The sequence below is a fragment of the Natrialba taiwanensis DSM 12281 genome, assembly GCF_000337595.1.
Taxonomy (GTDB): Archaea; Halobacteriota; Halobacteria; order Halobacteriales; family Natrialbaceae; genus Natrialba; species Natrialba taiwanensis.
On sequence record NZ_AOIL01000009.1, the window covers coordinates 1 to 20,915 of the forward strand.

Below are 20,915 nucleotides of genomic sequence, written 5' to 3' on the forward strand. Positions count from 1 at the left end.
ACTCAAGGTGCTTGAACAGCGGTACTGTCTCGGTAGCCGCGACATTCAAGAAGCCGTCTACCGAAGCTACGTCTTGCAGGGTTGCGCTGATGCTGGACACACTTTCCGCACCCTGCTGCTTCGTACGTGACGCTTTCTATGACACGCTCTAGTGCGTTGGTATAATTGGATAACGAATAATATTACAGCAGGTTAAACCTAGACAAATAGGGATCCAATGACAAGAGTTAGTAATGGGGTTATAAATAGGATGATTGTGAAGCTGCAAAGCGGGATTAAGACAAAGACAAGGGTTTATAGAGAAAAGAGGTACAGAACAGCAAGAGAATCATGTGATATAGTCAAAATATCATCCAGTATCCCAGATGATGATTTATACTGATACATATTGTGAATCGACTGTATTTGGAAATAACGGAGCTAGAGCGCTTTAGAGCGGGTTTATTTGCGTATTCGGGTAGATACATCGAGATTCACAATATGTATATATCTCTATTCCGATTATATACCATGGTCAATAATCCGTCTTCCGGCCGTCAACTCAAAACCCTCAAGACTGCTTTTGAACTAGTTGACATTATCCAGCAGCAAAATGGCATGTCAATTGAATCCCTTGCAAAAGAGATGGACTTAGCACAAAGTACTGTTCATGGATATGTGAAAACTCTCACGAACACTGGATACCTCGTCTATGAGGACGGGAAGTACCACATTGGATTGGAATTTCTGAATAAAGGTGGTTATGCTCGGACGAGAAAACCAGAGTATGATTTGATCATCTCGAAATTGGAGGGATTAGCTGAACAGACTGGCGAACGCGTCCAATTTATTGTTGAAGAAAATGGTAGGGGTTACTATCTTCATACATCTATCGGACAAAATGCTGTTCAGGTAGATGCACATATTGGGAAAGTAGTCCACCTTCATGCGAGCTCTGCAGGAAAGGCCATTCTTGCCCATTTGTCTGAGGATCGCGTGAAACAGATACTCAACCAGTGGGGAACCCCGGCATACACTCAACATACTATTACCAGTGATGAAGGATTACTTGAAGAGCTGAGTACTATCCGGGAGCGGGGATATTCAATTAGCGATCAAGAATCGATTAGTGGTCTTCGAGCAATTGGGGCACCAATCCGTTCCCAAAGTAGTGGCCAGCCACTTGGGGCAATTAGTCTCTCGGGCCCGGCCCATCGGCTCAAAGGAGAGTGGTTTGAACAAGAGATTCCAGATATTGTTCTTGCAGTCGTAAACGAAATAGAACTCGATCTGGAGTACCAGTAATCAATATTCCAAATAAATTATACCAATTAGATATAATACAGGTACGAATGGGTGTAGACCACCAAATCTCTGATAGTGAAGCGATTCGACTCATTCGAAGTGCCATTAGAGAGGTCTAACGGCACTGTCTAGATGAGAGTTTGAGGAATGAGCAGGTGGTGGCGAGAAGTGTCCATGCAACTCGCCAACCTGCTCAGAGAGAGCTTAGACGTGGACTGTGATGAGGTTTGGGAGAACGAGCGCACCCCGACACCCATAAGGGTGTTCGGGGTGCAACTGCATTCGATGGGATTGTCAGTTCGGGAGGTCGTCGCAGTGCTCGAATTACTTGGTATTGACCGTTCTCACGGCGCAATCTGGAACTGGACACACAAGCTTTCGGAGGCCCAGAGCGACCCGCCGACGTCCACAAGAGCAGCGCTCTCGTGCGGCCCATCAGAACGCTTTGCGTTCTGAGGACGGCCCAGCCGTCGCGGGTCGCGGTCGATGAGAAACAGATCGAGGTAGACGGCGAGAAAAAGTGGTTGTACGCCGCAATCGACACAGAATCAAATCTACTGCTCGAAATCGACGTCTACAGCCGCCGCGGGACTGATCCCGCGGCAGCGTTTTTGCACCGACTTACCGAGAAACACGATCTCGACGAGACAGCGTTTCTCGTCGATGCTGGTGGCTATCTGACTGCCCTCGCTCACCACGAATTGAGCGGTCAGCTCAATTACAGCGAGCGAAACCACGTCGAAAAGTGGTTTCAGACCGTCTCAATGCGAATTGACCGCTTTCACTCCTTCTGGCGGGGCAGTCCAGCCAGCGCACGCAGTTGGCTCAGACGCTTCAGACACCATTATAACCACGATCGACCGAATCAAGCGCTCAATGGGCGAACGCCAGCTGACGAGGTGCTGAACTAGACAGTGCCAAGATGACGGTCTGGCGAGTGCTGCTGCGCCTGTCGGCGTTCGCAAAAGCGAGGCTTTTGCGCAGCTCACAAAATCACAAAGTGATTTTGGGACGCAGTTGCACGAGCCATCTGGTCACGCTGCGATGGATGCAACGTTTTTCGACCGAGAGAACGCCAGCAAACACTACTGTCGCCGAACGAATTATCGTGTTCAGACGCTCAAAACAACCGCTCTCGTCGATACTGAGTCACAGGCTGTCCTTGACGTTCACTGCACGACAAAGAAACGTCACGACATGCAGATCGGCTGGCAACTCGCCCGCGTTGCGGCGGGCGAGTTGCACAGCCTCGCTGCCGACAAAGGCTACGACTGGCAACGATCGCGAAAAACCCAGGGAAGAGGACGTAAGACCGCTGATCAATNGAGATGTGTATAAGAGACAGCCTTGACGTTCACTGCACGACAAAGAAACGTCACGACATGCAGATCGGCTGGCAACTCGCCCGCGTTGCGGCGGGCGAGTTGCACAGCCTCGCTGCCGACAAAGGCTACGACTGGCAACGATCGCGAAAAACCCAGGGAAGAGGACGTAAGACCGCTGATCAATCATCGTGAGTTCCGTCCCATCGATCACGCGCATAACGCGCGGATCGATGAGACTCTCTACGGCCAGAGAGCACTGTCTGAAACCGTCTTTTCGGTGATCAAGCGCACGCTCGGCGACGCCGTGCGTGCGCGAAGCTGGTATCGAGAGTTCCGTGAAATCGTCCTGATGCGTGCCGTCTACAACATCAAGCGTGCTGTGAGCTAGGCAAATCCAACGCTATATGGCGATTCACCACGGCCATTCACGTTTAATTGGTCTGCTCATTAGAACGGGATGACGAATTTTTGTTGAAACCTTCCTACTAATTACATTCATACAGTTGTAATTCTCATCTGGGGCTATTATAGGTGAATATATGAGAGTATATATTACTTGTAAATTTATATATTATGATCTAAATTCAATAGTGATGGTAGATCATGGTGGGAAGTTAGGTTAGACCGGCACTGTCTAGTTCTGAACCTCCTCAATGGGGGTCTTTCCATCAAGAGTTTGGTGCGGTCTCTGACGGTTATAGTAATGCATGGAGTTTTCAAGACACTCGCGGACGCTCGCTCGACTGTCCACCCACGAATTATGGGAGTGGTTGATCCGCATTTTGAGGGTATGAAACCACTTCGATCAGGTTTCGTTTGGATATTTGATCTGGCTGCTTAATCCTAACTGACAGAGGGGCAGTCCGATAGACGAATTGATTGACGAGAAACGTAGCATCCCAGAGATCATGTTTCTCCTTGAGTTGATGNCGCTGGATCGGTGCCGTGCCGGCCAAACAGCGCGACATCGAGAATCAATTGTGTCTCGGTGTCTATTGCAGCGTGCACCCAAGACCACTCACCGTTGATTTTGACTGCGGTCTTGTCAACTGCGACCCTTGACGGCTTCGCCGTCCGCAGAGCGTGGAGCGTTCTGATGGGCCACACAAGAGCTTTGCTCTCGTGGACGCCGGCAGGTCGGAAATGCTGTCAGCCAGCCGATGCATCACATTGCAGAGCGCTCCATGAGAGAGCGTCCAACGCCTCATTCAGCTAAAATCGTTGGTGTCTCCATGAGAGAACAACCAGTTTCGTGGAGGGGGATGGCGAACGCCCTGACGGGCGGCCTCAGAACCNCCATGAGAGAACAACCAGTTTCGTGGAGGGGGATGGCGAACGCCCTGACGGGCGGCCTCAGAACCCAACGAGTTCTGATGTGCTGCAGGAGAGTGAGGTTCTCCTGAACGTCGCCGTCTGCTTGTTTTCCCCTGATTCTTCTACGCTCTTGTGGCGTAGATTGTTGGTGAGTCAGAGTGCAGTTTCGAGAAGGGTTTCCGGCGCTTTTTCCCCGGTTTTCGGTAGACACGACGACGTAGCTGAAACGCACGAAGATACGGTGTGAGTTTGTCCTTGGAGACGCCTCGGTGGGGAGAGAGCCAGGATCGCACCAGCGATCCGTGGCTCTCACAGGTGTTGACGTGAATGTCACCATCGACGTATTCGCCGTCCCCGTGGACGACGTATTCGCGGTCGAATGCGTCGTCCTCTTCCAGTGGTTCGTACGCTCGAAAGCNAGACGTACAACAACCGGACAGGAGTCGAACGAACCAACGATGCAGTCAAGGACTGCGGCCTCGGGCACGTTTGCGCCCGAGGCCGCGTCCACGCACGAACAGAAGTGTTCGTTGCGCTGTGTCTTCGGATCGTCATTGCAATCACCAACTACGAGCGAGGACACGATCCGGGACGTGAGATGCTCAAGCTATGAGTTGGATTCTATGACACGCTCACGCACTAGGGAAGGAGGTTGTTGGTGAGTTAGAGAGTAGTTCAAATGAATTCTCTCAGGGCGTCTCATCTGGGTTTACGTAGGATTCTCCGGCGAAGTTCGAAGAGTCTGAGATACGCGATGAGTTTGTCTTTCGAGCATCGTCTTTAGTTAGGCGCAAAACCACATGATAGCTGTGGTTTATTGAGAGTTCTTTTCAGAAGGAGTGAGAGGCGATAGATGTGGCACTCAGCGTCTAACTGGCGGATACTCTGTTGAACCGGAGCAACGAGTAGAACGCGAACAACAGCTTATAGAAGCCAATCTTCGCGTGTGCGAAGACCATCTTCGTTTTGTCGTTGAACGAGCGTCCACAATTTTTACAACGATGTCGCTGATACACTCGAGATCCTTCGTACTTGATCACTGATTCAGATCGGCAGCGCGAGCATTGGAGGCTCTCACGGCGCTCACTTTCTGGCAGAAGACTTCAACTGGGAACATATAGGGTTATACTGGCGCATCACCCTTGTCCGCTACGCTTTCACAGCGCCAACTCTGTTCGACCAACAATCTACTTCCGAAGAGCGTTCATTATTAGCGGTAGTAGATCGCGCACGACATTCATTCAGGGTGTATCTTAGAGAATATTCTCTGTGCCAATATATTACAACTCCACAGGAGTCGTATATATGTTTATTCCTGAACTATAATATATGATAGTTATGTGCAGAATCGTGAATCGTCAATATTCGCCGTGTATGGCTTCAAACCACTTCTAATCCGCAGATTAACGATTCAGAGATCGTTACTACATAGGTTTATCCTCACTACTTCCATAGAATAATTCACAATACCTGAGTAAACCTATATGCAATTATTAGCGGTATAATAGCGCTAATAGTACCTCTACGGATCAAAAGTGGCGCTCTAATGATTTGCAGTATGTGAATGTTCGAGAGATCTCGTACGAGAGTGTAATATACCAGGATAATTGGCTCAATGGCTCGCCACGGGCATGTAGAACACTTTAAGATTAGCACATCGTACTTAGGGGGAAAATTCTGACCTAATCCCCCCAAATGTCCATAAAACGTGACGAACCGAAGTGAGGATCAAAATCTCTGTGGTATCACTCCTCGTGAATCCAGTCGTTGGTAACGAATGACACCCAATTCGATAATCTTAATAATGATGAATCCAACGCTCGGAGCGATGGCACGTGACAACAACGTCGCCACGACGCGTCGTGGATTCATTACCACAGCTGGAGCTGGCGCCGCAGCACTAGCGGGCTGCAGTTCGCTCCAGCCTAGCAGTGGTGAATACCCCAGTCAAAACATAACTTACATTGTTCCCTTCAGCCAGGGTGGTGGTACCGACACCTACGCTCGGAAGATTATGCCTCAGGTTTCCAACGAAATGGACAATGGGATCGCAATCGAAAACGTACCGGGGGCTGCCTCGCTGAAAGGTACTGCCGAGATATTGCGCGCTAAACCTGACGGATACACTTTTGGTGGATTCAACCCGCCATCCACGCCAATTTCTTATCTCGTATACCAGCTGGAGTGGGATATCACGAGCGGAATGCCGGTCTGTACGTATGCCCGAACCCCCTATGGTATCTTCGCAAATCCCGAACACAACATCGAGGGCCTCAAAGATCTCGTTGAGCGGTATCAGTCCGGAGAATTCACGAAATTTGCAGGGCTTGGCCGTGGTGGCATAGTCAATCTCGCTGCCATCGCGATGAAGAATGAGTACGATCTGAATTACGAGCAATACGTCGCTTACGACGGTGCTGGTCCTGCGATTAAAGCGGCCGTCTCTGGTGAAGTTCCTGTCGTTGCAACCACCGACACTGCCGCACAGAGTGCCGTCGAATCAGGTGATCTCGAGGCTGTTTCCATTCTCTCGAGTGATGGAAGCTCCGTTTTCCCTGAGGCCCAATCCCCGTCAGACGCTGGGTTCAGTAGCATCGACTACATCGGTCAACTCACTCGATGCATGTTTTTGCCGGCCGAAACGCCTACCGACATCCGTGATACCCTCGCAGAAAGTATCAAGGCTGCACTCCAGACCGATGAAGTTCAGACTTGGTCGGAGGAGACAGGGAACGCTGTCGAATATGGTTCACACGAACGTGCTAAGAAGGCTCTAGAGGACTCTATCAACACGATACCGGACAGAATTGATATGTCTAAAATTCGTAGCTAACAATCCCAAACCCACCAATATCAAACCACTTATCACAATGAACGCATCTGGATACACTGACACGCACGAGTATGAAATCGTTGTTATTGGCAGCGGTACCGCTGGCCTCACAGCTGCGCTTCGTGCAGCGGAACTCAATCGCTCTGTTGCCGTCCTCGAGAAAGCCCCTCGTGAACGTCAAGGAGGGCACACTCGATTCAGCGAATCGTTCCGTGTCCCCTCCGTCGGGACTGATCTTGATCAGTACGGATTCGAGTTCGATATCAAAGACTACACTGTCGACGAGTTTTACGAGGATATTCTCGACCAGACTAGTGATCGGGCAGATCCTGACCTCGCTCGCTATCTCGCTGAAAATGCTGGTGATACCCTCGAGTGGCTCACTGGCTCAGCTGGCGTTGACTGGCAGATGGAACCGCTCGCCGTCGGCTATACGGTGGCGCGTACGTGGTTCGATGGCGAAGAATACGTCAATACTGTCACCGAAGCTGCTGAAGACGAAGGCGCAGACTTCTTCTTCAAGACTGAAGCGCGCGGTTTCCACCGAGACAGAGATGGTCACGTGGTCGGAGTGGACGCGATTACCGATGACGGCCTTGTCCACTTCGAGACTGATGCTGTCATTCTTGCTGCCGGTGCATACAGTTCCAGTGACGAAAAGCGCGTCCGGTACTATGGACGCGACTATGATGCGATGAAGGTACGCGGTAGTAGGTACAACACCGGCGAAGCGCTCGAGGCAGCCAGCGACGTCGGTGCCGATCTGGTTGGTCAGTGGGGCGGTGCCCACATGGCACTTATCGACGCTGCTAGTCCGGATGTCGCTGGTGGTGCAAACCGCGTCGATGGCTATCAGTACGGTGTTATAGTGAACGACGAAGGAGAACGGTTTGTGGACGAGGGGCAAGACGCTCGTGCACATACATACGCGAAGTTCGGTCGTCTGATCTTCGAGGAACCAAATCACGTCGCATACATTGTGGTCGACTCGAAAGTTCACGACCTCCTTCGTGCGACTGGGCCATCGGATCCTATCGTCGCGGATACTCTTCCAGAGGTTTTGGCGGAAGTCGGCTGTGCCGATTCCGAGACGGCAGTCGAAACTATAGACAAGTACAACGCTGGCTGCGATCCCGGTACGTTCGAGCCAGAGGTTCTTGACGGGAACAAAACGATCGACGTTGCACCCCCGAAGACGAACTGGGCACTTCCCATTGACGAGCCTCCCTACTACGCATACGCAGTCACTGGTGGCATCACGTTCAGCTTCGGTGGCGTTCGTACAAACACGCATGCAGAAGCCATCGACAGTCGTGGCGAAACTATCCCTGGACTCTACGCTGCTGGGAACAGTACTGGTGGGTTGTTCTTCGACAACTACCCTGGTGGAACCGGTCAGATGAATGCGGCCGTGTACGGAAAAACTGCGGCCGAGTCAGCTAACAAATTCATTTAAAAATGAGTACTTCCAAATCATCAGCTATGGACCGCCTTACCAACATGGCACACGGCGAACACGTGTTTGCCGCGCTACTGGTAACACTTGCCGTCTACATGTTCATTGGAGCCTATGATTTCCCACCGGCAGCACGCCTCTTTCCACAGGCTGCGTCTGGGATCGTCATAGTTGCAGCCACGCTCCGCGTCGTGAACCACTTTATCCCTTACGAGTTTACCAAAGATGACTCCGTCGTCCTCAGCGGTTCAGGTGACGACGAGTCGTCGATGTCGGAAACAGAGGAAAGTGGGGAAACAGAAAACCGGACCCGCATGCTTGTCCTAGGTGCGCTCATTACGGGGTATATCCTCGGAGGCTTCGCTGTTGGACTGTTCTGGGTAACTCCACCCTTCGCGCTCGCATACCTCGTATACACGGGCCAGAAGTGGTGGGTGACCGCGATGATCACCGCCGCACTAACGGGGGTCGCCTATGTCTTCATCGTGCTCATGAAACTCGACCTCGTCACGGGGGGGATCTGAATGACAGATATTAGTATACTCCTCAACGCGATCGAAATGGTGTTCTCATGGCCGGGCATTGCGCTCATCATTCTCGGCGTCATCATCGGCGTCATCGGTGGTAGCCTCCCCGGCGTCGGCGGAGCACTCACTTTGGCGATTGCAATACCATTCACAATCCAGCTAGAGAGTGTTAACGCGATTATCTTCCTCATTGGGGCATACAACGGTGTTATGTACGGGGCAAGCATCTCCGCAATTCTATTCAACGTCCCCGGTTCTGCGTCCGCAGCAGCGACAACAATCGAGGGCTATCCGATGGCGAGAGGAGGACGTGCCGTTGATGCACTCACAATTTCTGCTGTCTCCTCAAGTATCGGTGACTTCCTCGGTGGAGTGGCCATTCTTGCGATTCTTCCCGCACTCGTCACAATCGTTCTCATGTTCGGGACTCCCGAATACTTCTTGGTCGCAGTCCTCGGACTCGCGCTCATCATCGTCGTCTCTGAAGGGGATTTCCTACGAGATGCAATGGCAGGTGGATTCGGCGTAATGCTCGCAACTGTCGGAGTCGCGCCAATGCTCCCAACATCCCGCTACACGTTCGGCCAGCTCGGTCTGTACAACGGAATCAACTTCGTTGCCGCCCTCATCGGGATTTTCGCAGTCTCGGAGATGCTCCGCCTGAGCAAGCAGGGAGGGACGATTTCGCGCGGTGGGGACATCGACATAGGAGGGAGCGTCCTATCTGGTTTCCGGACGGTCCTCTCGAAACCTATTACGCTCATCAAGTCTTCAGTCGTGGGCCTACTTATCGGTGCAATTCCTGGTTCCGGGGGGTCTGTCTCGACATTCGTCGCGTACGGAGAGGCAAAACGCGCCTCCAAAAACCCTGAAAAGTTTGGAAACGGCGCCGAAGAGGGGATTATCGCCACCGAATCTTCGAACAATGCTACAGTAAGCGGATCTCTGATTCCGACACTTACGTTCGGTATCCCGGGGAGCACTACGACTGCCGTCCTCATCGGTGCGCTCATGCTCCACGGTATCCGTCCTGGTCCGGCTCTCTTCAGCTCGCAAATCAATCTCACGTACTCGATCTTTGTCTCACTCGTTGCGTGCAGCTTCATAATCCTCGTCCTTGGACTCCTCGTGGTTCGGTGGGCAGGCTATCTCACGACGGTAAATACCTCTGTAATTATCCCCATCATCATCGTACTGTCCGTTCTGGGTGCGTTCTCGCTCAACTCGAATTACTTCGACGTATTCGTCGTTCTCACATTGGGGATTATTGGGTATTTCATGCAGTCATACGACTATTCCCTCGTCGCGTTCCTCTTGGGGCTCATTCTCGGCCCCATCGCAGAGGAGAATCTCGCTCGCTCGCTCGAGCTCAGCAACGGGAGTTTAGATATCTTCTTCGCAACGCCTCTCCGACTGTTGCTGGTCGTTGCAACTGTAGCGATCGTCGTCGGTCCATATCTTGGTCCGATGCTGAAACAACAATTCGGTATAACCTCAGAAGTTTAGATGGATCAAAATTCACTCCAGTGCGCACTCGTTCGCGGAGGAACCAGCAAGGGAGTCGCCGTGACTCGCGACGAACTACCAGAAGAGAATACGAACGCAGCTCTCCTCTCGCTGTTCGGGAGTCCCGATGAGCGTCAAATCGATGGACTCGGCGGCGGGACGTCGACGACATCGAAGCTGATGATCGTTGAAGAAAGTGACCGTGACGGTATCGATATTGACTACGAGTTCGGTCAGGTTAGCGTTCGTGATTCGACCATCGACTATGGTGGAAACTGTGGTAACATGACGACTGTCGTTGGACCGTTCGCTGCGGACGAAAACATGGTTGATGTTCCTTACAGCGGCGAAGCAACGGTCACGCTCTATAATAAGAACACAGAGACACGGATTGACCAGTCATTCGATATTGTTGACGGTCGCGCAACCACCGTAGGTGATCATCAGATCCACGGCGTTCCCGGAACTGGCGCTAAGGTCGAAACGACGTTCTACGACCCGGCGGGAACGGCCAAAAAGGGCCTATTCCCGTTCGATGAACCGGTAACGACACTTGACGTCGATGGAGTGCCTGTCGAGATGACAGTCTTGGATGTCACAACTCCCGTCGTTTTCGTCCAGGCATCCAGCCTTAGTGTAACTGGCACGGAGTTGCCCGAGGATATTGATACTGATCCTGAGTTTCTACACTGGATCGAGCAGATCCGTGCAACCGTGTGTGCGGAACTCGACATTGTTGATTCACCCGAGGACGCAACCGTTGAATCGCCTGGGTTCCCGAAGGTAGCGTTCGTCACACCACCAACCGACTACGAAGCGACCGCGGGCTACGTCAGTGAATCGGAGATTGACATCACAGCCCGAATTATGAGTATGCAGTACCTTCACCCAGTGTATGCTGTAACAGGCGCATCGTGTACTGCAGCCGCTACACTACTTGAGGGAACAATTCCGAATCGGGTGGCCGATGTCCCTGACGGTGACAGAGTTGTACTTGGGCATCCGAAGGGGAAAATGTCGGTCAAGGCCAACGTCAACAACGACGAAGTAGAGAGCGTAACGGTTTCACGAACACAGCGGCGCTTAATGGAAGGACGAGCGTTCTACACGCTTGAGACCAACGGCCAATAGAACAACCACGCGACGGCGACAACACCCAACGAGAGAAAGAGTGTTACGACGCCGAATCGTGCAATATCTCTCTGTTTTAGTGGCCCCTCTTCGTACGCGAGCAGGGCAGACGTTGTATTGAACGGTAGGAATGTTGTTCCACCAATAACGATGAGGAGTGAAAACGAGAGGTAGAGTTGGTTCACACCTAGTTCTTTCCCGATCCGAAGCGCAAAAGGAACAATAACGAGCAGCGCCGCGGACCCAGTTGAGAACACAATACGAACGCCGACTGCGACCAGAAGAAGAATACCAACGCTCGCGAACACTGGGAGAGCATTAAGCGGGATCGTCTCCAGAGTCCGGTTGATAAGGAGATTCACGACGCCTGTGTTTGTGAGTGCCTCAAGCAAAGAGAACATTGCTCCGACCAGAAAGAGCACGTTCCAGCTTACGTTTGCGACGGCATCGGCACGGATGATACGAATATTGGGTAGTGCAAGAATGAGAACTGCCGCTGCAGCAGGGAGAATTGTCGGGATACCAAAAAAAGATCCGATGATCCAAGCGAGGACTGTTCCGGACATCACAGCGGCAACGATTCGTTGTTCACGGTCGAAACCAGCAGTGGTCTTTTTGTTCCTCGGTTCTGGAATATCCGCGTAATCAAGTGGATAGAGCGCGAAAACGGAAACAGCACCGAGCAGGTATAGAGCAGCTGCGGGAGGTACCATGTACAGGGCCCATTGAACCCAGGTTAAGGGGCCAACAAGCGAGTGGATAAGTCCAGCAGTGACAACAGCCATTCCACCGCCGGTCATGAGACCGACGGATGCAAGCGGGTTCACCTGACCAAGAATTAAGAAGGCTGTTTGCGAAAAGTCAGAATTGGAGGATAGATCAAAAGAAGTCCGGAGACGACGGACGACAGGGATCAGAGCTACGGTCCGAGCTGCAGCAGAAGGCATAAAGACAGCTAGAGGGAGAAGTGCCGTTGTTAATGAGCGAAGTGCGCGTGTAGGCGAGTCTTCCGATCCAAGGAGACGGTCTGCGAGTTGTGCATCTAGATTAACTTCAGAAATTGTGTTCCCCAGCAGAAAGAGCAAGAGTAGGAAGAAAACAAGTGAAGAAGAAAACCCGGATGCAGCGGCCTGAACGGAGTTCGTAACACCGAGTGCGTAGAGGAGCATAACCGCGGTGACGCTCGAGATCATATAGGGAACAGTGTGAGTCAGCCAAAGAAGAAGCGTCGCAAAGAATATTGCAGTTGCAGTAAGACCATTATCGGTCATTCCGATGGGCGGATTAGCCACTATTCCACCAGCAACGACTATAGTAGAGATGACAAGTCCGAAGATGGAACTGTGGTTTGAGAGATTGTTTACCACAATAGAATAACCGTGCTTATTTAGATTAAATTTGTGGTTCAGGCAAGCAGATCGATAGATACAGGCGGTTTTGTACATCATCCAAGGGGAGAGGCGTTCCACAGTGGACGCTCTGGCTGCTAACCATATCGCCTGCCACGGACACACTTCTGTTCGTAACCACCGCTGCGTATCTGGAGGGGCCGTGATGGCGGACGATGGCGTCAGCCCGGACAACACGTATTTTTGTGAACTCGAGCTCATTGTCACCGTCACAACCTCGAACAAACCATCATGAAGTGGTTCTAGCCCCTTCCGTGGATTCAATACAGACTGGTCCTATTGTGACTTGGCGAACAAGAAATCGCGAGATAGCGCCACATCGATAATTCTATACGAAACTGACATACAATCAGTCTTCTCGTTCATTGTCCAGAGTAAGAATAAAGTATCATGATGATATTTATCTTCCATGGTAATTGTCGCAGCCGTGGACCGGTCAGATCGAGCAGACACCGTCATTAAACAAGCCGAAGTACTTGCAGAGGCTTTTGGTGACACCATTCATATTATCCATGTTTTGTCTACGTCAGAATTCGTCGATTTAGGAAGGACAAAAGCAAAAGAGGGGGATTCAATAGACCTGGAATCTGTGAAAAATGTTGCATCGAATATTGCAGAGGAGGCCGCAGAACCCCTCAGCAGGCAGTTTGAAGCTATTGGATTAATGGGGAATCCCGCAGATGAAATCATCAATTATGCTGATAAGAAAAATGCACGGTATATTGTTGTGGCAGGTCGTAAACGATCCCCAGCGGGAAAAGCCATCTTCGGTAGTGTGAACCAGTCGATACTACTAAATTCTGATTGTCCAGTAGTGATGTCCACAGACAATTAATACACGTTCATTTTCACCATAGGTATTGTCGAGTTAGGAATTATTTGTTCGCTATCGGGTCCGCTAAGACAGGAGAAAGGGATAGAATTGTTGATGTTTTATTGTTTTCGAATCTATGCTCGATTACTTTACTAACCATTCGCAATACGTAATAGCTGAGTATGCAGTTCGCTCATGCACAAACTCATCAGGCCAAATTATTTGTGTCCAGTACCATGTCAGCGGCATCCGTATTTTCTTCAACTCTGCAGCACAACAGTATCAACGATTTCAACATCGAACCTCCTCAGATCACTGTCAAAAAGATTTATCGTGACAACTACAGAGCGTGCATATTATTGTCAATATAAATAATATTGAATTGTTATTGAATTATGGCCAGAGTTAAATAATAACTATGAGAGGTATTACTTTGATGTCAGAACTTCAGACTATACTACATTAAGAGTAGCAGTGTCCAGAATGTGATGGTGTTCTGGATTGTAAACAAGGGGCGTGAGAATGTTTCAATTGTGATTACGTCTCATTTCACGGTGCAGATTGAGAACCAATGAAGTCAGAAATACCTCTAGAAGGAATCACCGTTGGTGGTGTTGTTCTCTGTGTCAGACCGGTAATGTCAATGACCTTTGTATTATAGAGAAGGTTATCAAAGTTTAGCTCCTCATATACGGTCGTGTTTAGTGAAGGCTGAAGGATGAGGCGAGGTGATTTTCAGCTGGTCTATGGCGAATAATCGCTCGCCTCAGCGGTCGTAGCGACTGGATGGAATTAGACTTTGTGGAGCGAGAGCGGACACTGCCCCAGCTGATGAAGCTCGGTATTCGTCTCCATCTTGCAAGATTATCACTTTCGAATACCATCTTAGAAATTGAGAGGTTCGGTGTCGAACAGTCGCGGAAAGCCGTCCACGACTGGGTGCAGAAGACCAATCTACAGCCCGCCAGCAACGTGAGCCGGATCACGTCGCGCTCGACGAGACGGTGATCCGAATCAACGGTCAACAGTTCTGGCTGTACGCTGCTGTCGATCCCGAAACGAACGAATTCCTGCATTTGAGCCTCTTTACAACGACTACGACAGTATTAATCCAACGGTTTTTGCGAGAGCTTCGTGAGAAACACGACGTCGATGAGGTCGTGTTTCTCGTTGATTGAGCGCACCATCTAGCGGCTGCATTGCAACGAGCTGGGCTCCAACTTCGACCCGAACGTCACGGAAATCGGAACACGGTAGAACGTATCTTTGGGGAGATAAAACGACTTACTTTTTTGTTCAGCAATAGTTTTAGTCACGTTGATCCAGCGACCGCTGAAACATGGCTGCAAGCCTTCGCCGTCTGGTGGACTTCGCTTAACTAAACACGATGCCGCCACAACAGCGGATATTTTTATAGAGCCACATTTCCCGAGAGTTGAGTATATTTATTTTCGATATATTATATATCTAAAATACTCGCATTGCAATCCTTGGAGGAACCGGCAATATTGGGGAAGGTCTTGTAGTTCGATTCGCTGCCGAGACGTCTCATACCATTATCGTCGGCTCGAGGGACGCATCCAAAGCCGCCGATCGAGCGAACGAGTACGAATCTCGACTAACTAACCATGGGATCGAACAAACTATCGACCATGCTGATAATACCACTGCTGCAGGTGATGCTGACATCATAGTGCTCGCTATCCCTCCTCACCACGTGGGTGACACTATCGAAGAGTTAGTCGACCAAGAAGTATTGACCGGTCAGCTACTCATTAGCTCTGTAGTAGGAATGCAGGGAGATGAGTTAGGTCTCCATTTTGATCCACCATCCGTGGGGAGCGTAACCGAACTAGTCGCCGAGCGTGCACCTGCATCGACAGCTACCGCAGGAGTGTTTCACAATCTCGCTACCGACCGCCTTGCCGACCTCGATGCTGACTTTGACGTCGATACACTCGTAGTGGCTACCGACGAAGAGGTACGTCAGCAGGTCATCGCTCTCGTAAACGAACTGGCCAGGATACGGGCCTTGAGTGCTGGGCCGCTAGCAAATGTAGCTGAAGTCGAAAGTGTTACGCCACTAGTTATCACCATCGCCGGCTACAACGACAATAGGCACGATGTCGGCGTCCGGTTCACCTGAACTACTATAGAGTATAGAATTTTCTCTACCAAATCGGTCTACCGGCACTGTCTAGTACACTTTTCGGCCACGATACGGTTGTCCTACCCTCGAGGCGATGATCAGTCCTTCAAAAATAACTGTCTTCCTGTCAGTACTGCTGTCGGACTAGATATACCATCGTCGCGAGCCAGAATGCTCCTGAAAAGGCGTAAAATGCATCACCGGACGGGTTTTCTGAACCAAACTGTATCGCTGCCAGGATGTACGTCAGAGCGGCGATTGCGAGCGGGGAGATAACATACAGCAACCAGTTTATCTTCCAATTTGCATCCGATTCGTCGTTCACACGTGCATCGCGAATGAGAACTCCCGGCGTGATTATCGACGTAATGACCAGGTATATCACCAGTACGAACCCGGTGGTAAAGCCGAGACCGCTTTCCGGTCCCCCTGCCAAACCACTCCAGAGGAGGTACGCGAATACAACCGGTACCGTGATGACGTATCCGATAAGGCCCGTCCGGAAGGTGACGGAGCCATCGGTTTTTGCCTCGATCCAGCCGAGGAAATCCGGTGCGAGTGGGTACGACCAGGCACTGCCGAATATCGCTTTGGCCATAGCGATCAGTCCACAGGCGAAGTTAATCAGCACCGCAAACGTAAATGCGAAAAAGCCCACCGCAAACACGAGGATAAACGCGCGTCCAATCTGTTGTACGATCGTGTCCTCAGGGGCCCACGATTCGAAAGCCAGTCCAATAGCGAATATCCCCAGCAGAGCGGAGAACGATCCGGTAAACAGCAGTTGCCAGTTGAACGCATTTCGGGCATTTTCTCGTGTAAAGTCGCGTTTTGCAACCAAGTATATGACCGCCGGAAGAACAAATCCGGTTCCTAGACCCAACAGATGAACGAAGATTCCGCTCAGAGTTCGTTCGGTCAGAAGAGTCGGTCCCGGTTGTGATTGTGTCTCGGTCGATGTGGATCGGTGTTCGTTGGACATAGGTGCGTGGTGTTCGGTCTGGTTGTGTGGCCGTGATGGACAGTAGACGGTTTGTCGATCGGTTCGTTGGCATTACTTGGAGCGGATACTGTCGGGAAGAACGCTCTTCGTTGCCCTTCTTTTGGCCCGGATCTCTCTCGCCAGTCGCTCAGCGAGCAGCAAGACAAAACACACTACAAAGAGGTTGCCGCCTGCTTCCCAATACCCGTTTGTACTCTCCACAAGTGAATCGATCGGGATAACCGGCGCAACGATTCCGATCGCAAAGAGGACGAGCGTCAACTGAAAGCCCGCAAGCACTAGCGTTCGGATACCGGCTGGATTCCGGAGGTGAACGAAATCAGTGGCCGAGAGGGTCTCGAGTGGAGTCTCGAACGCAAGCGCCTCTTTTCCTTCGGGTGAGAGCGGCCAGTTCGACTCCGGATGGTTCAGGTAGTACAACGTGATCGACTCTGGATACGTGTCGGCAGCGATGACGTCCCGCTCGCGGAGTTCGTTCAGTCGGAGGCGGACCGTCTCTTTGCTCACGTCCGGCTGAACTCGAACGCGAATCTGCTCGGCCGAAAAGTACGGCCGCTCGGCTTCGAGCATCGTCTCAACGACGTGGCGCTGTGTGAGTTTTTTGTCGAGATTATGTTCAATCCGGTTCTCGACCCAAGGCGGGAGGGTGGACATCGTGTCAGTGATCACACCATGATTGGGTGGGGAGTTAAACCCACATCCGAATTTGGCGGGCACCAAATCGGTTCATGCAGGCGAATACGATCGATTCTCTGGGCTATCCAGTTTATATACCCGTTCTCGTGTAGCACGTTGTTTATCTCACAGCGTTGGTTGATGGTTTCTTCGAGTGGTATTTTTCCAGGTTTTTGCAAGAGCTTGCGACGGAGTTGGAATGCTCGGAAATACTGTGGTAAGCTTGTCTTTTGCGATGCTTTGATGGGGCGAGGACCACGGTCGCAGCAGCTATCCGTAGCTCTCGCAGGCGTTTCCGTGTGCAATATTGAAAGAACTCGGCAGCCTGCGGCCACGAGTGGGCGACCGGTCGCTTGAAACGCTTGACCCCTGAATCGCCTCGTCACTTCCCGAGACGAACACGTCGTCGCCGTAATGTTGGTACGTTCGTCGGTGTAGACAGCCCCGTTCGCGAGACACTGATCATGGTCCAACCGCGCTCGGTGTGCGACGGGCCTCCGCCACCGTCTCGCCGGCGAATGGAACTGGTCGGCTTGAATGAGGCAGATCCGACTCACTGGTTCCATGATACGTTCACCGTGGACCTCCACTGCAACTATAGTAGCCACTGAAAGTCAGTGCACATCTGATCGCACGGCGGCTGTACGATCAGTGTGTAAATCGTTTCAGTTGCTACTATAGCCGACCAGCGCTCGCTGGATGGAAAGAACGGGGTCAGCGCCCCTCTGAACGCCGCCCTCGTCTTCTCTCCATCGGTCACGCGTGCGAGGAGTTAGAGGTTTTGAAGTCGTTCGCGACCGTCTCATCTGAATTAGCCGGATAGCAGACGAAATCATCGGCAGGGTTGAGGATTAAACAGCCACCTGAACAACTTCTTGATACAAACGCTGCTTTCTGTTCTCTGTCTACCTCGATGGCAACCTCGTGGTCAGAATAAGCTTTAACTCATCACCCTCAAGAAAGAGTGCCATGAATATTATAGTGGAATACACGATACAGACCCAAATATTGCCCAAAATATTAGAACAGGTACCGGAGATGAAACTCAGGAATACGGCGCTCTATCCTGAATCTGAAGGCCGAGGAAAAATCCTCGGCTGGGCGTGGGGTGATGACTTTGATGCCTTCGAAAGAGTTCTCCACGATCACGAACTGATCAGCGATTACGAGTGTCTTGCTCAAACCGACGATCGACGTCTCTACACGATCACACATATAAAGGAAATGAAAGCCAGTATGCCCTATCCACTGATGTTTGAAAATAATGGAATCGTACTGGATGCGACGGCAACGCCAGAAGGGTTCGATATGCGGGTGCGATTTCCAGCACGGGATAATCTGATACGATATCAAGAGGGTTGCAAAGAGCGAGATATTCCGTTTGTTTTACACAAACTCTATGAAGAAGACGGGACTATAAATGGGAATCAAGCGTCGGGAGTAACCGAACTCCAACGTGAGACGCTCGTGTGTGCGTTTGAACTCGGCTACTTCGATATTCCACGTCAGGCGAAGATGGAAGAGGTCGCAGATCAGTTAGATATCTCTACTCAGGCAGTATCGACACGCCTCAGACGAGGTCAGCAGAATCTCATTCGGACTATTTGCAGCGGGTAGTCAGCCACTTATAAGACATTGATTCAGTAAATGGGCATCTATTCGATTATAGTGTGCCTATGAGTATCTGTGCTAACTATGATGGTAACGACTACACTATTTGGACAGAACAGGTGGGGATCATTGAGACCCATTTGTAATCTACCTCAGAGCATCATTCAGGAATCATACTCATCGCTATCGCTGACATGAGATACCCTGCAAGTTAATTCATAAATTCATACCCAATGACTAATCCAACCAGTCTATCCGCGCGACGACTCGCAACGGAAATCGAACACGGAGACATCACGCCAGCAGAAGTCGTCGACGCAGCCTACGAACGAATCGAGCAGATAAATGAGTCGATCAACGCGTTCGTACAATTTCGCGAAGAGCAAGCCCGTGTAGAAGCGGATAAGGCGACTGAGGCTGTCCAATCTGACGAGCCACTCGGTCGTCTTCACGGCGTCCCAATCGCACTGAAAGATCTTGACTCCGCTATCGAAGGGATGCCATGTACAAACGGGTCGACCGTATTTGCAGAATCGGTTCCCGAGAAGACATCGGTCATCGTGCAACGACTGATAGATGAGGGAGCGATCGTTATTGGGTCAACGAATAGTCCCGAGTTCGGTCACGCTGCTGATACCTCGAATCAGCTGTACGGAACAACTGGCAATCCCTTCGATCCCAGCAAGACTGCTGGCGGATCCTCTGGGGGGAGCGCTGCTGCCGTAGGGGCTGGAGCCGTTCCAATCGCTCTTGGATCTGATGCCGCAGGTTCGATACGCATTCCCGCGAGCGCCTGTGGTGTATACGGTCTCAAACCGACGGCAGGAATCGTTCCCGAGGCATCGAGACCAGACGCGCTTGAAGCGACTGCTCCGTTCATGTCTCTCGGTGGAATCACACGAACAGTAGCGGATTCAGCATTGCTGCTTGAAATCATCACTGGTGTTCATTCACGTGATCCGATCAGTATTCCCGACAATGAATCTGAGTATCTATCAGCCATCCGCCAGCCGATAGACGATCTTTCCATCGCATACAGTCCCGATTTTGGTATTTTCGAGGTCGAGCCCGCGGTCAAGGAGCAGGTGGACAATGTCGCCGAGACACTTCGTGAGAGTGGGGCAACAATTGACCGAGTAGATCCTGAATTCCCAATTCCGTTCGAGGTTATGCGGGAAGCTGAAACACTCCTCTTCGAATCCACGCTGGCGTCAATTGCCGAAAGTCTCAACAAGAGCGATGGAATCGATCTCCTCGGAGAACACCGTGAGAAGGTGACTCCGAAATTGGTTGAACTCATAGAAAACGGCTACGACCATAGTGCTGTTGCGTTCAAACAAGCCGATGTCGTGCGCACACAGGTATATGACGCCATACAAGACGTTCTGGACGAATACGATCTACTTCTCACACCGACACTCGCGTGTCCACCTTTCGAGGCAGGAAACGTCGGCCCAGAGTCGATAAGTGGGGAACCCATCGATCCGTATCTCGATTGGGTCCTCACGTGGCCGTTAAACCTTAGTGGCCATCCAGCTGCGTCGGTTCCGGCTGGCCTCTCCGAGAACGGACTGCCGATCGGTGCACAATTGGTAGCATCCCGGTTTGACGAGGAGACGATTCTTTCAGCCAGTGCGGCGATAGAGCGCAGTCAACCATGGATCGATACGTATCCAGACGTATCAGATACTACTTCGGTTCATCAATGAACATCAGTACCTTACATAGCATCCTCAGCTAACCGCCGTTGAAGCACGGTTTATCGATGAACGATCTCTGAACTCGTACTCCGAGAATCTATCCTAACAAGAAGGTAGATAAACAACGATCGAAGTGTCCCAGAATGTAGGGTGGAGACTGAGCGATGGAAATCAGACG

Annotated in this window: 13 protein-coding genes and 10 pseudogenes; 15 read left to right on the forward strand and 8 right to left on the reverse strand. The window is 51.1% G+C overall.

The window, feature by feature from the left end:
- Positions 1–100: pseudogene (locus C484_RS22760) on the reverse strand (IS5/IS1182 family transposase); the annotation flags it as partial.
- Positions 101–510: 410 nt separating this feature from the next.
- On the opposite strand from C484_RS22760, the gene C484_RS00955 reads away from it, so the two are divergent.
- The 4 genes and pseudogenes from C484_RS00955 to C484_RS25095 all read left to right on the forward strand — a co-directional run.
- Complete coding sequence (locus C484_RS00955) at positions 511–1,284, forward strand: IclR family transcriptional regulator (RefSeq protein ID WP_006824105.1); 774 nt, start codon at positions 511–513, stop codon at positions 1,282–1,284.
- 174 nt (positions 1,285–1,458) lie between these two features.
- Positions 1,459–2,195: pseudogene (locus tag C484_RS00960) on the forward strand (IS6 family transposase).
- Positions 2,195–2,605: pseudogene (locus C484_RS25090) on the forward strand (transposase); the annotation flags it as partial. The pseudogenes C484_RS00960 and C484_RS25090, both read left to right, overlap by 1 nt.
- 25 nt (positions 2,606–2,630) lie before the next feature.
- A pseudogene (locus C484_RS25095) lies at positions 2,631–2,997 on the forward strand (transposase); the annotation flags it as partial.
- Between the two features lie 246 nt (positions 2,998–3,243).
- On the opposite strand, the pseudogene C484_RS21875 reads toward C484_RS25095, so the two are convergent.
- Positions 3,244–3,891 (reverse strand): annotated as a pseudogene (locus C484_RS21875) (integrase core domain-containing protein); the annotation flags it as partial.
- 185 nt (positions 3,892–4,076) lie between these two features.
- Positions 4,077–4,348 (reverse strand): annotated as a pseudogene (locus C484_RS21880) (IS1595 family transposase); the annotation flags it as partial.
- On the opposite strand from C484_RS21880, the pseudogene C484_RS00970 reads away from it, so the two are divergent.
- A pseudogene (locus tag C484_RS00970) lies at positions 4,345–4,536 on the forward strand (IS5/IS1182 family transposase); the annotation flags it as partial. The pseudogenes C484_RS21880 and C484_RS00970 sit on opposite strands and share 4 nt — an antisense overlap.
- 191 nt (positions 4,537–4,727) lie before the next feature.
- Here C484_RS00970 and C484_RS21885 read toward each other — a convergent pair.
- Positions 4,728–5,020 (reverse strand): annotated as a pseudogene (locus tag C484_RS21885) (transposase); the annotation flags it as partial.
- A 731-nt stretch (positions 5,021–5,751) separates the two neighbouring features.
- On the opposite strand from C484_RS21885, the gene C484_RS00975 reads away from it, so the two are divergent.
- From C484_RS00975 to C484_RS00995, 5 genes are read left to right on the forward strand one after another with little or no spacing between them, the layout of a single operon-like run.
- Complete coding sequence (locus C484_RS00975; RefSeq protein WP_152422642.1) at positions 5,752–6,756, forward strand: Bug family tripartite tricarboxylate transporter substrate binding protein; 1,005 nt, start codon at positions 5,752–5,754, stop codon at positions 6,754–6,756.
- 37 nt (positions 6,757–6,793) lie between these two features.
- On the forward strand, positions 6,794–8,212 hold the full coding sequence (gene tcuA, locus C484_RS00980; RefSeq protein WP_006824109.1) for an FAD-dependent tricarballylate dehydrogenase TcuA: 1,419 nt from the start codon (positions 6,794–6,796) through the stop codon (positions 8,210–8,212).
- A 26-nt stretch (positions 8,213–8,238) separates the two neighbouring features.
- Complete coding sequence (locus C484_RS00985) at positions 8,239–8,736, forward strand: tripartite tricarboxylate transporter TctB family protein (RefSeq protein ID WP_006824110.1); 498 nt, start codon at positions 8,239–8,241, stop codon at positions 8,734–8,736.
- Entirely contained in the window at positions 8,737–10,245 is a 1,509-nt protein-coding gene (locus C484_RS00990; RefSeq protein ID WP_006824111.1) for a tripartite tricarboxylate transporter permease, read from the forward strand.
- Complete coding sequence (locus C484_RS00995; RefSeq protein WP_006824112.1) at positions 10,246–11,376, forward strand: PrpF domain-containing protein; 1,131 nt, start codon at positions 10,246–10,248, stop codon at positions 11,374–11,376.
- Here the strand turns inward: C484_RS00995 and C484_RS21890 are convergent.
- Positions 11,349–12,743 carry an SLC13 family permease gene (locus tag C484_RS21890; RefSeq protein WP_204366363.1) on the reverse strand — a complete coding sequence of 465 codons (1,395 nt, stop codon included), beginning with the start codon at positions 12,741–12,743 and terminating at the stop codon, positions 11,349–11,351. The two genes, C484_RS00995 and C484_RS21890, sit on opposite strands and share 28 nt — an antisense overlap.
- Positions 12,744–13,194: 451 nt before the next feature.
- Between C484_RS21890 and C484_RS21895 the strand changes: the two genes are divergently transcribed.
- The 3 genes and pseudogenes from C484_RS21895 (at position 13,195) to npdG (ending at position 15,745) form a co-directional block, all read left to right on the forward strand.
- Positions 13,195–13,620, forward strand: a complete 426-nt coding sequence (locus tag C484_RS21895) for a universal stress protein (protein ID WP_006824114.1) — start codon at positions 13,195–13,197, stop codon at positions 13,618–13,620.
- 765 nt (positions 13,621–14,385) lie between these two features.
- Positions 14,386–14,981 (forward strand): annotated as a pseudogene (locus tag C484_RS01005) (IS6 family transposase).
- A gap of 98 nt (positions 14,982–15,079) precedes the next feature.
- Complete coding sequence (npdG, locus tag C484_RS01010) at positions 15,080–15,745, forward strand: NADPH-dependent F420 reductase (protein ID WP_049914947.1); 666 nt, start codon at positions 15,080–15,082, stop codon at positions 15,743–15,745.
- Between the two features lie 130 nt (positions 15,746–15,875).
- On the opposite strand, the gene C484_RS01015 is transcribed toward npdG, so the two are convergent.
- From C484_RS01015 to C484_RS22765, 3 genes and pseudogenes are all read right to left on the reverse strand, one after another.
- The gene (locus tag C484_RS01015; protein WP_006824116.1) at positions 15,876–16,730 is read right to left on the reverse strand and encodes a DUF4870 domain-containing protein; all 855 of its coding nucleotides are present in this window, start codon (positions 16,728–16,730) and stop codon (positions 15,876–15,878) included.
- Positions 16,731–16,802: 72 nt separating this feature from the next.
- Positions 16,803–17,405, reverse strand: a complete 603-nt coding sequence (locus C484_RS01020; protein ID WP_006824117.1) for a hypothetical protein — start codon at positions 17,403–17,405, stop codon at positions 16,803–16,805.
- Positions 17,406–17,566: 161 nt separating this feature from the next.
- Positions 17,567–17,726 (reverse strand): annotated as a pseudogene (locus C484_RS22765) (IS1595 family transposase); the annotation flags it as partial.
- Between the two features lie 669 nt (positions 17,727–18,395).
- Between C484_RS22765 and C484_RS01025 the strand changes: the two are divergent.
- Positions 18,396–19,043: a helix-turn-helix domain-containing protein gene (locus tag C484_RS01025; protein ID WP_006824118.1), complete on the forward strand. Its 648-nt coding sequence runs from the start codon at positions 18,396–18,398 to the stop codon at positions 19,041–19,043.
- Between the two features lie 227 nt (positions 19,044–19,270).
- On the forward strand, positions 19,271–20,746 hold the full coding sequence (locus tag C484_RS01030) for an amidase (protein ID WP_006824119.1): 1,476 nt from the start codon (positions 19,271–19,273) through the stop codon (positions 20,744–20,746).
- The last annotated feature ends 169 nt before the right edge of the window (positions 20,747–20,915 follow it).

Excerpts from the sequence above, each read along its gene's own strand:
- C484_RS00995 (WP_006824112.1), top strand. The coding sequence starts at position 10,246 with ATGGATCAAAATTCACTCCAGTGCGCACTCGTTCGCGGAGGAACCAGC.
- C484_RS21895 (WP_006824114.1), top strand. The coding sequence starts at position 13,195 with ATGGTAATTGTCGCAGCCGTGGACCGGTCAGATCGAGCAGACACCGTC.
- C484_RS01025 (WP_006824118.1), top strand. The coding sequence starts at position 18,396 with ATGAATATTATAGTGGAATACACGATACAGACCCAAATATTGCCCAAA.
- C484_RS01030 (WP_006824119.1), top strand. The coding sequence starts at position 19,271 with ATGACTAATCCAACCAGTCTATCCGCGCGACGACTCGCAACGGAAATC.
- tcuA (WP_006824109.1), top strand. The coding sequence starts at position 6,794 with ATGAACGCATCTGGATACACTGACACGCACGAGTATGAAATCGTTGTT.
- C484_RS01015 (WP_006824116.1), bottom strand. The coding sequence starts at position 16,730 with ATGTCCAACGAACACCGATCCACATCGACCGAGACACAATCACAACCG.
- C484_RS00990 (WP_006824111.1), top strand. The coding sequence starts at position 8,737 with ATGACAGATATTAGTATACTCCTCAACGCGATCGAAATGGTGTTCTCA.
- C484_RS00955 (WP_006824105.1), top strand. The coding sequence starts at position 511 with ATGGTCAATAATCCGTCTTCCGGCCGTCAACTCAAAACCCTCAAGACT.
- C484_RS00985 (WP_006824110.1), top strand. The coding sequence starts at position 8,239 with ATGGACCGCCTTACCAACATGGCACACGGCGAACACGTGTTTGCCGCG.
- C484_RS01020 (WP_006824117.1), bottom strand. The coding sequence starts at position 17,405 with ATGTCCACCCTCCCGCCTTGGGTCGAGAACCGGATTGAACATAATCTC.
- C484_RS00975 (WP_152422642.1), top strand. The coding sequence starts at position 5,752 with ATGGCACGTGACAACAACGTCGCCACGACGCGTCGTGGATTCATTACC.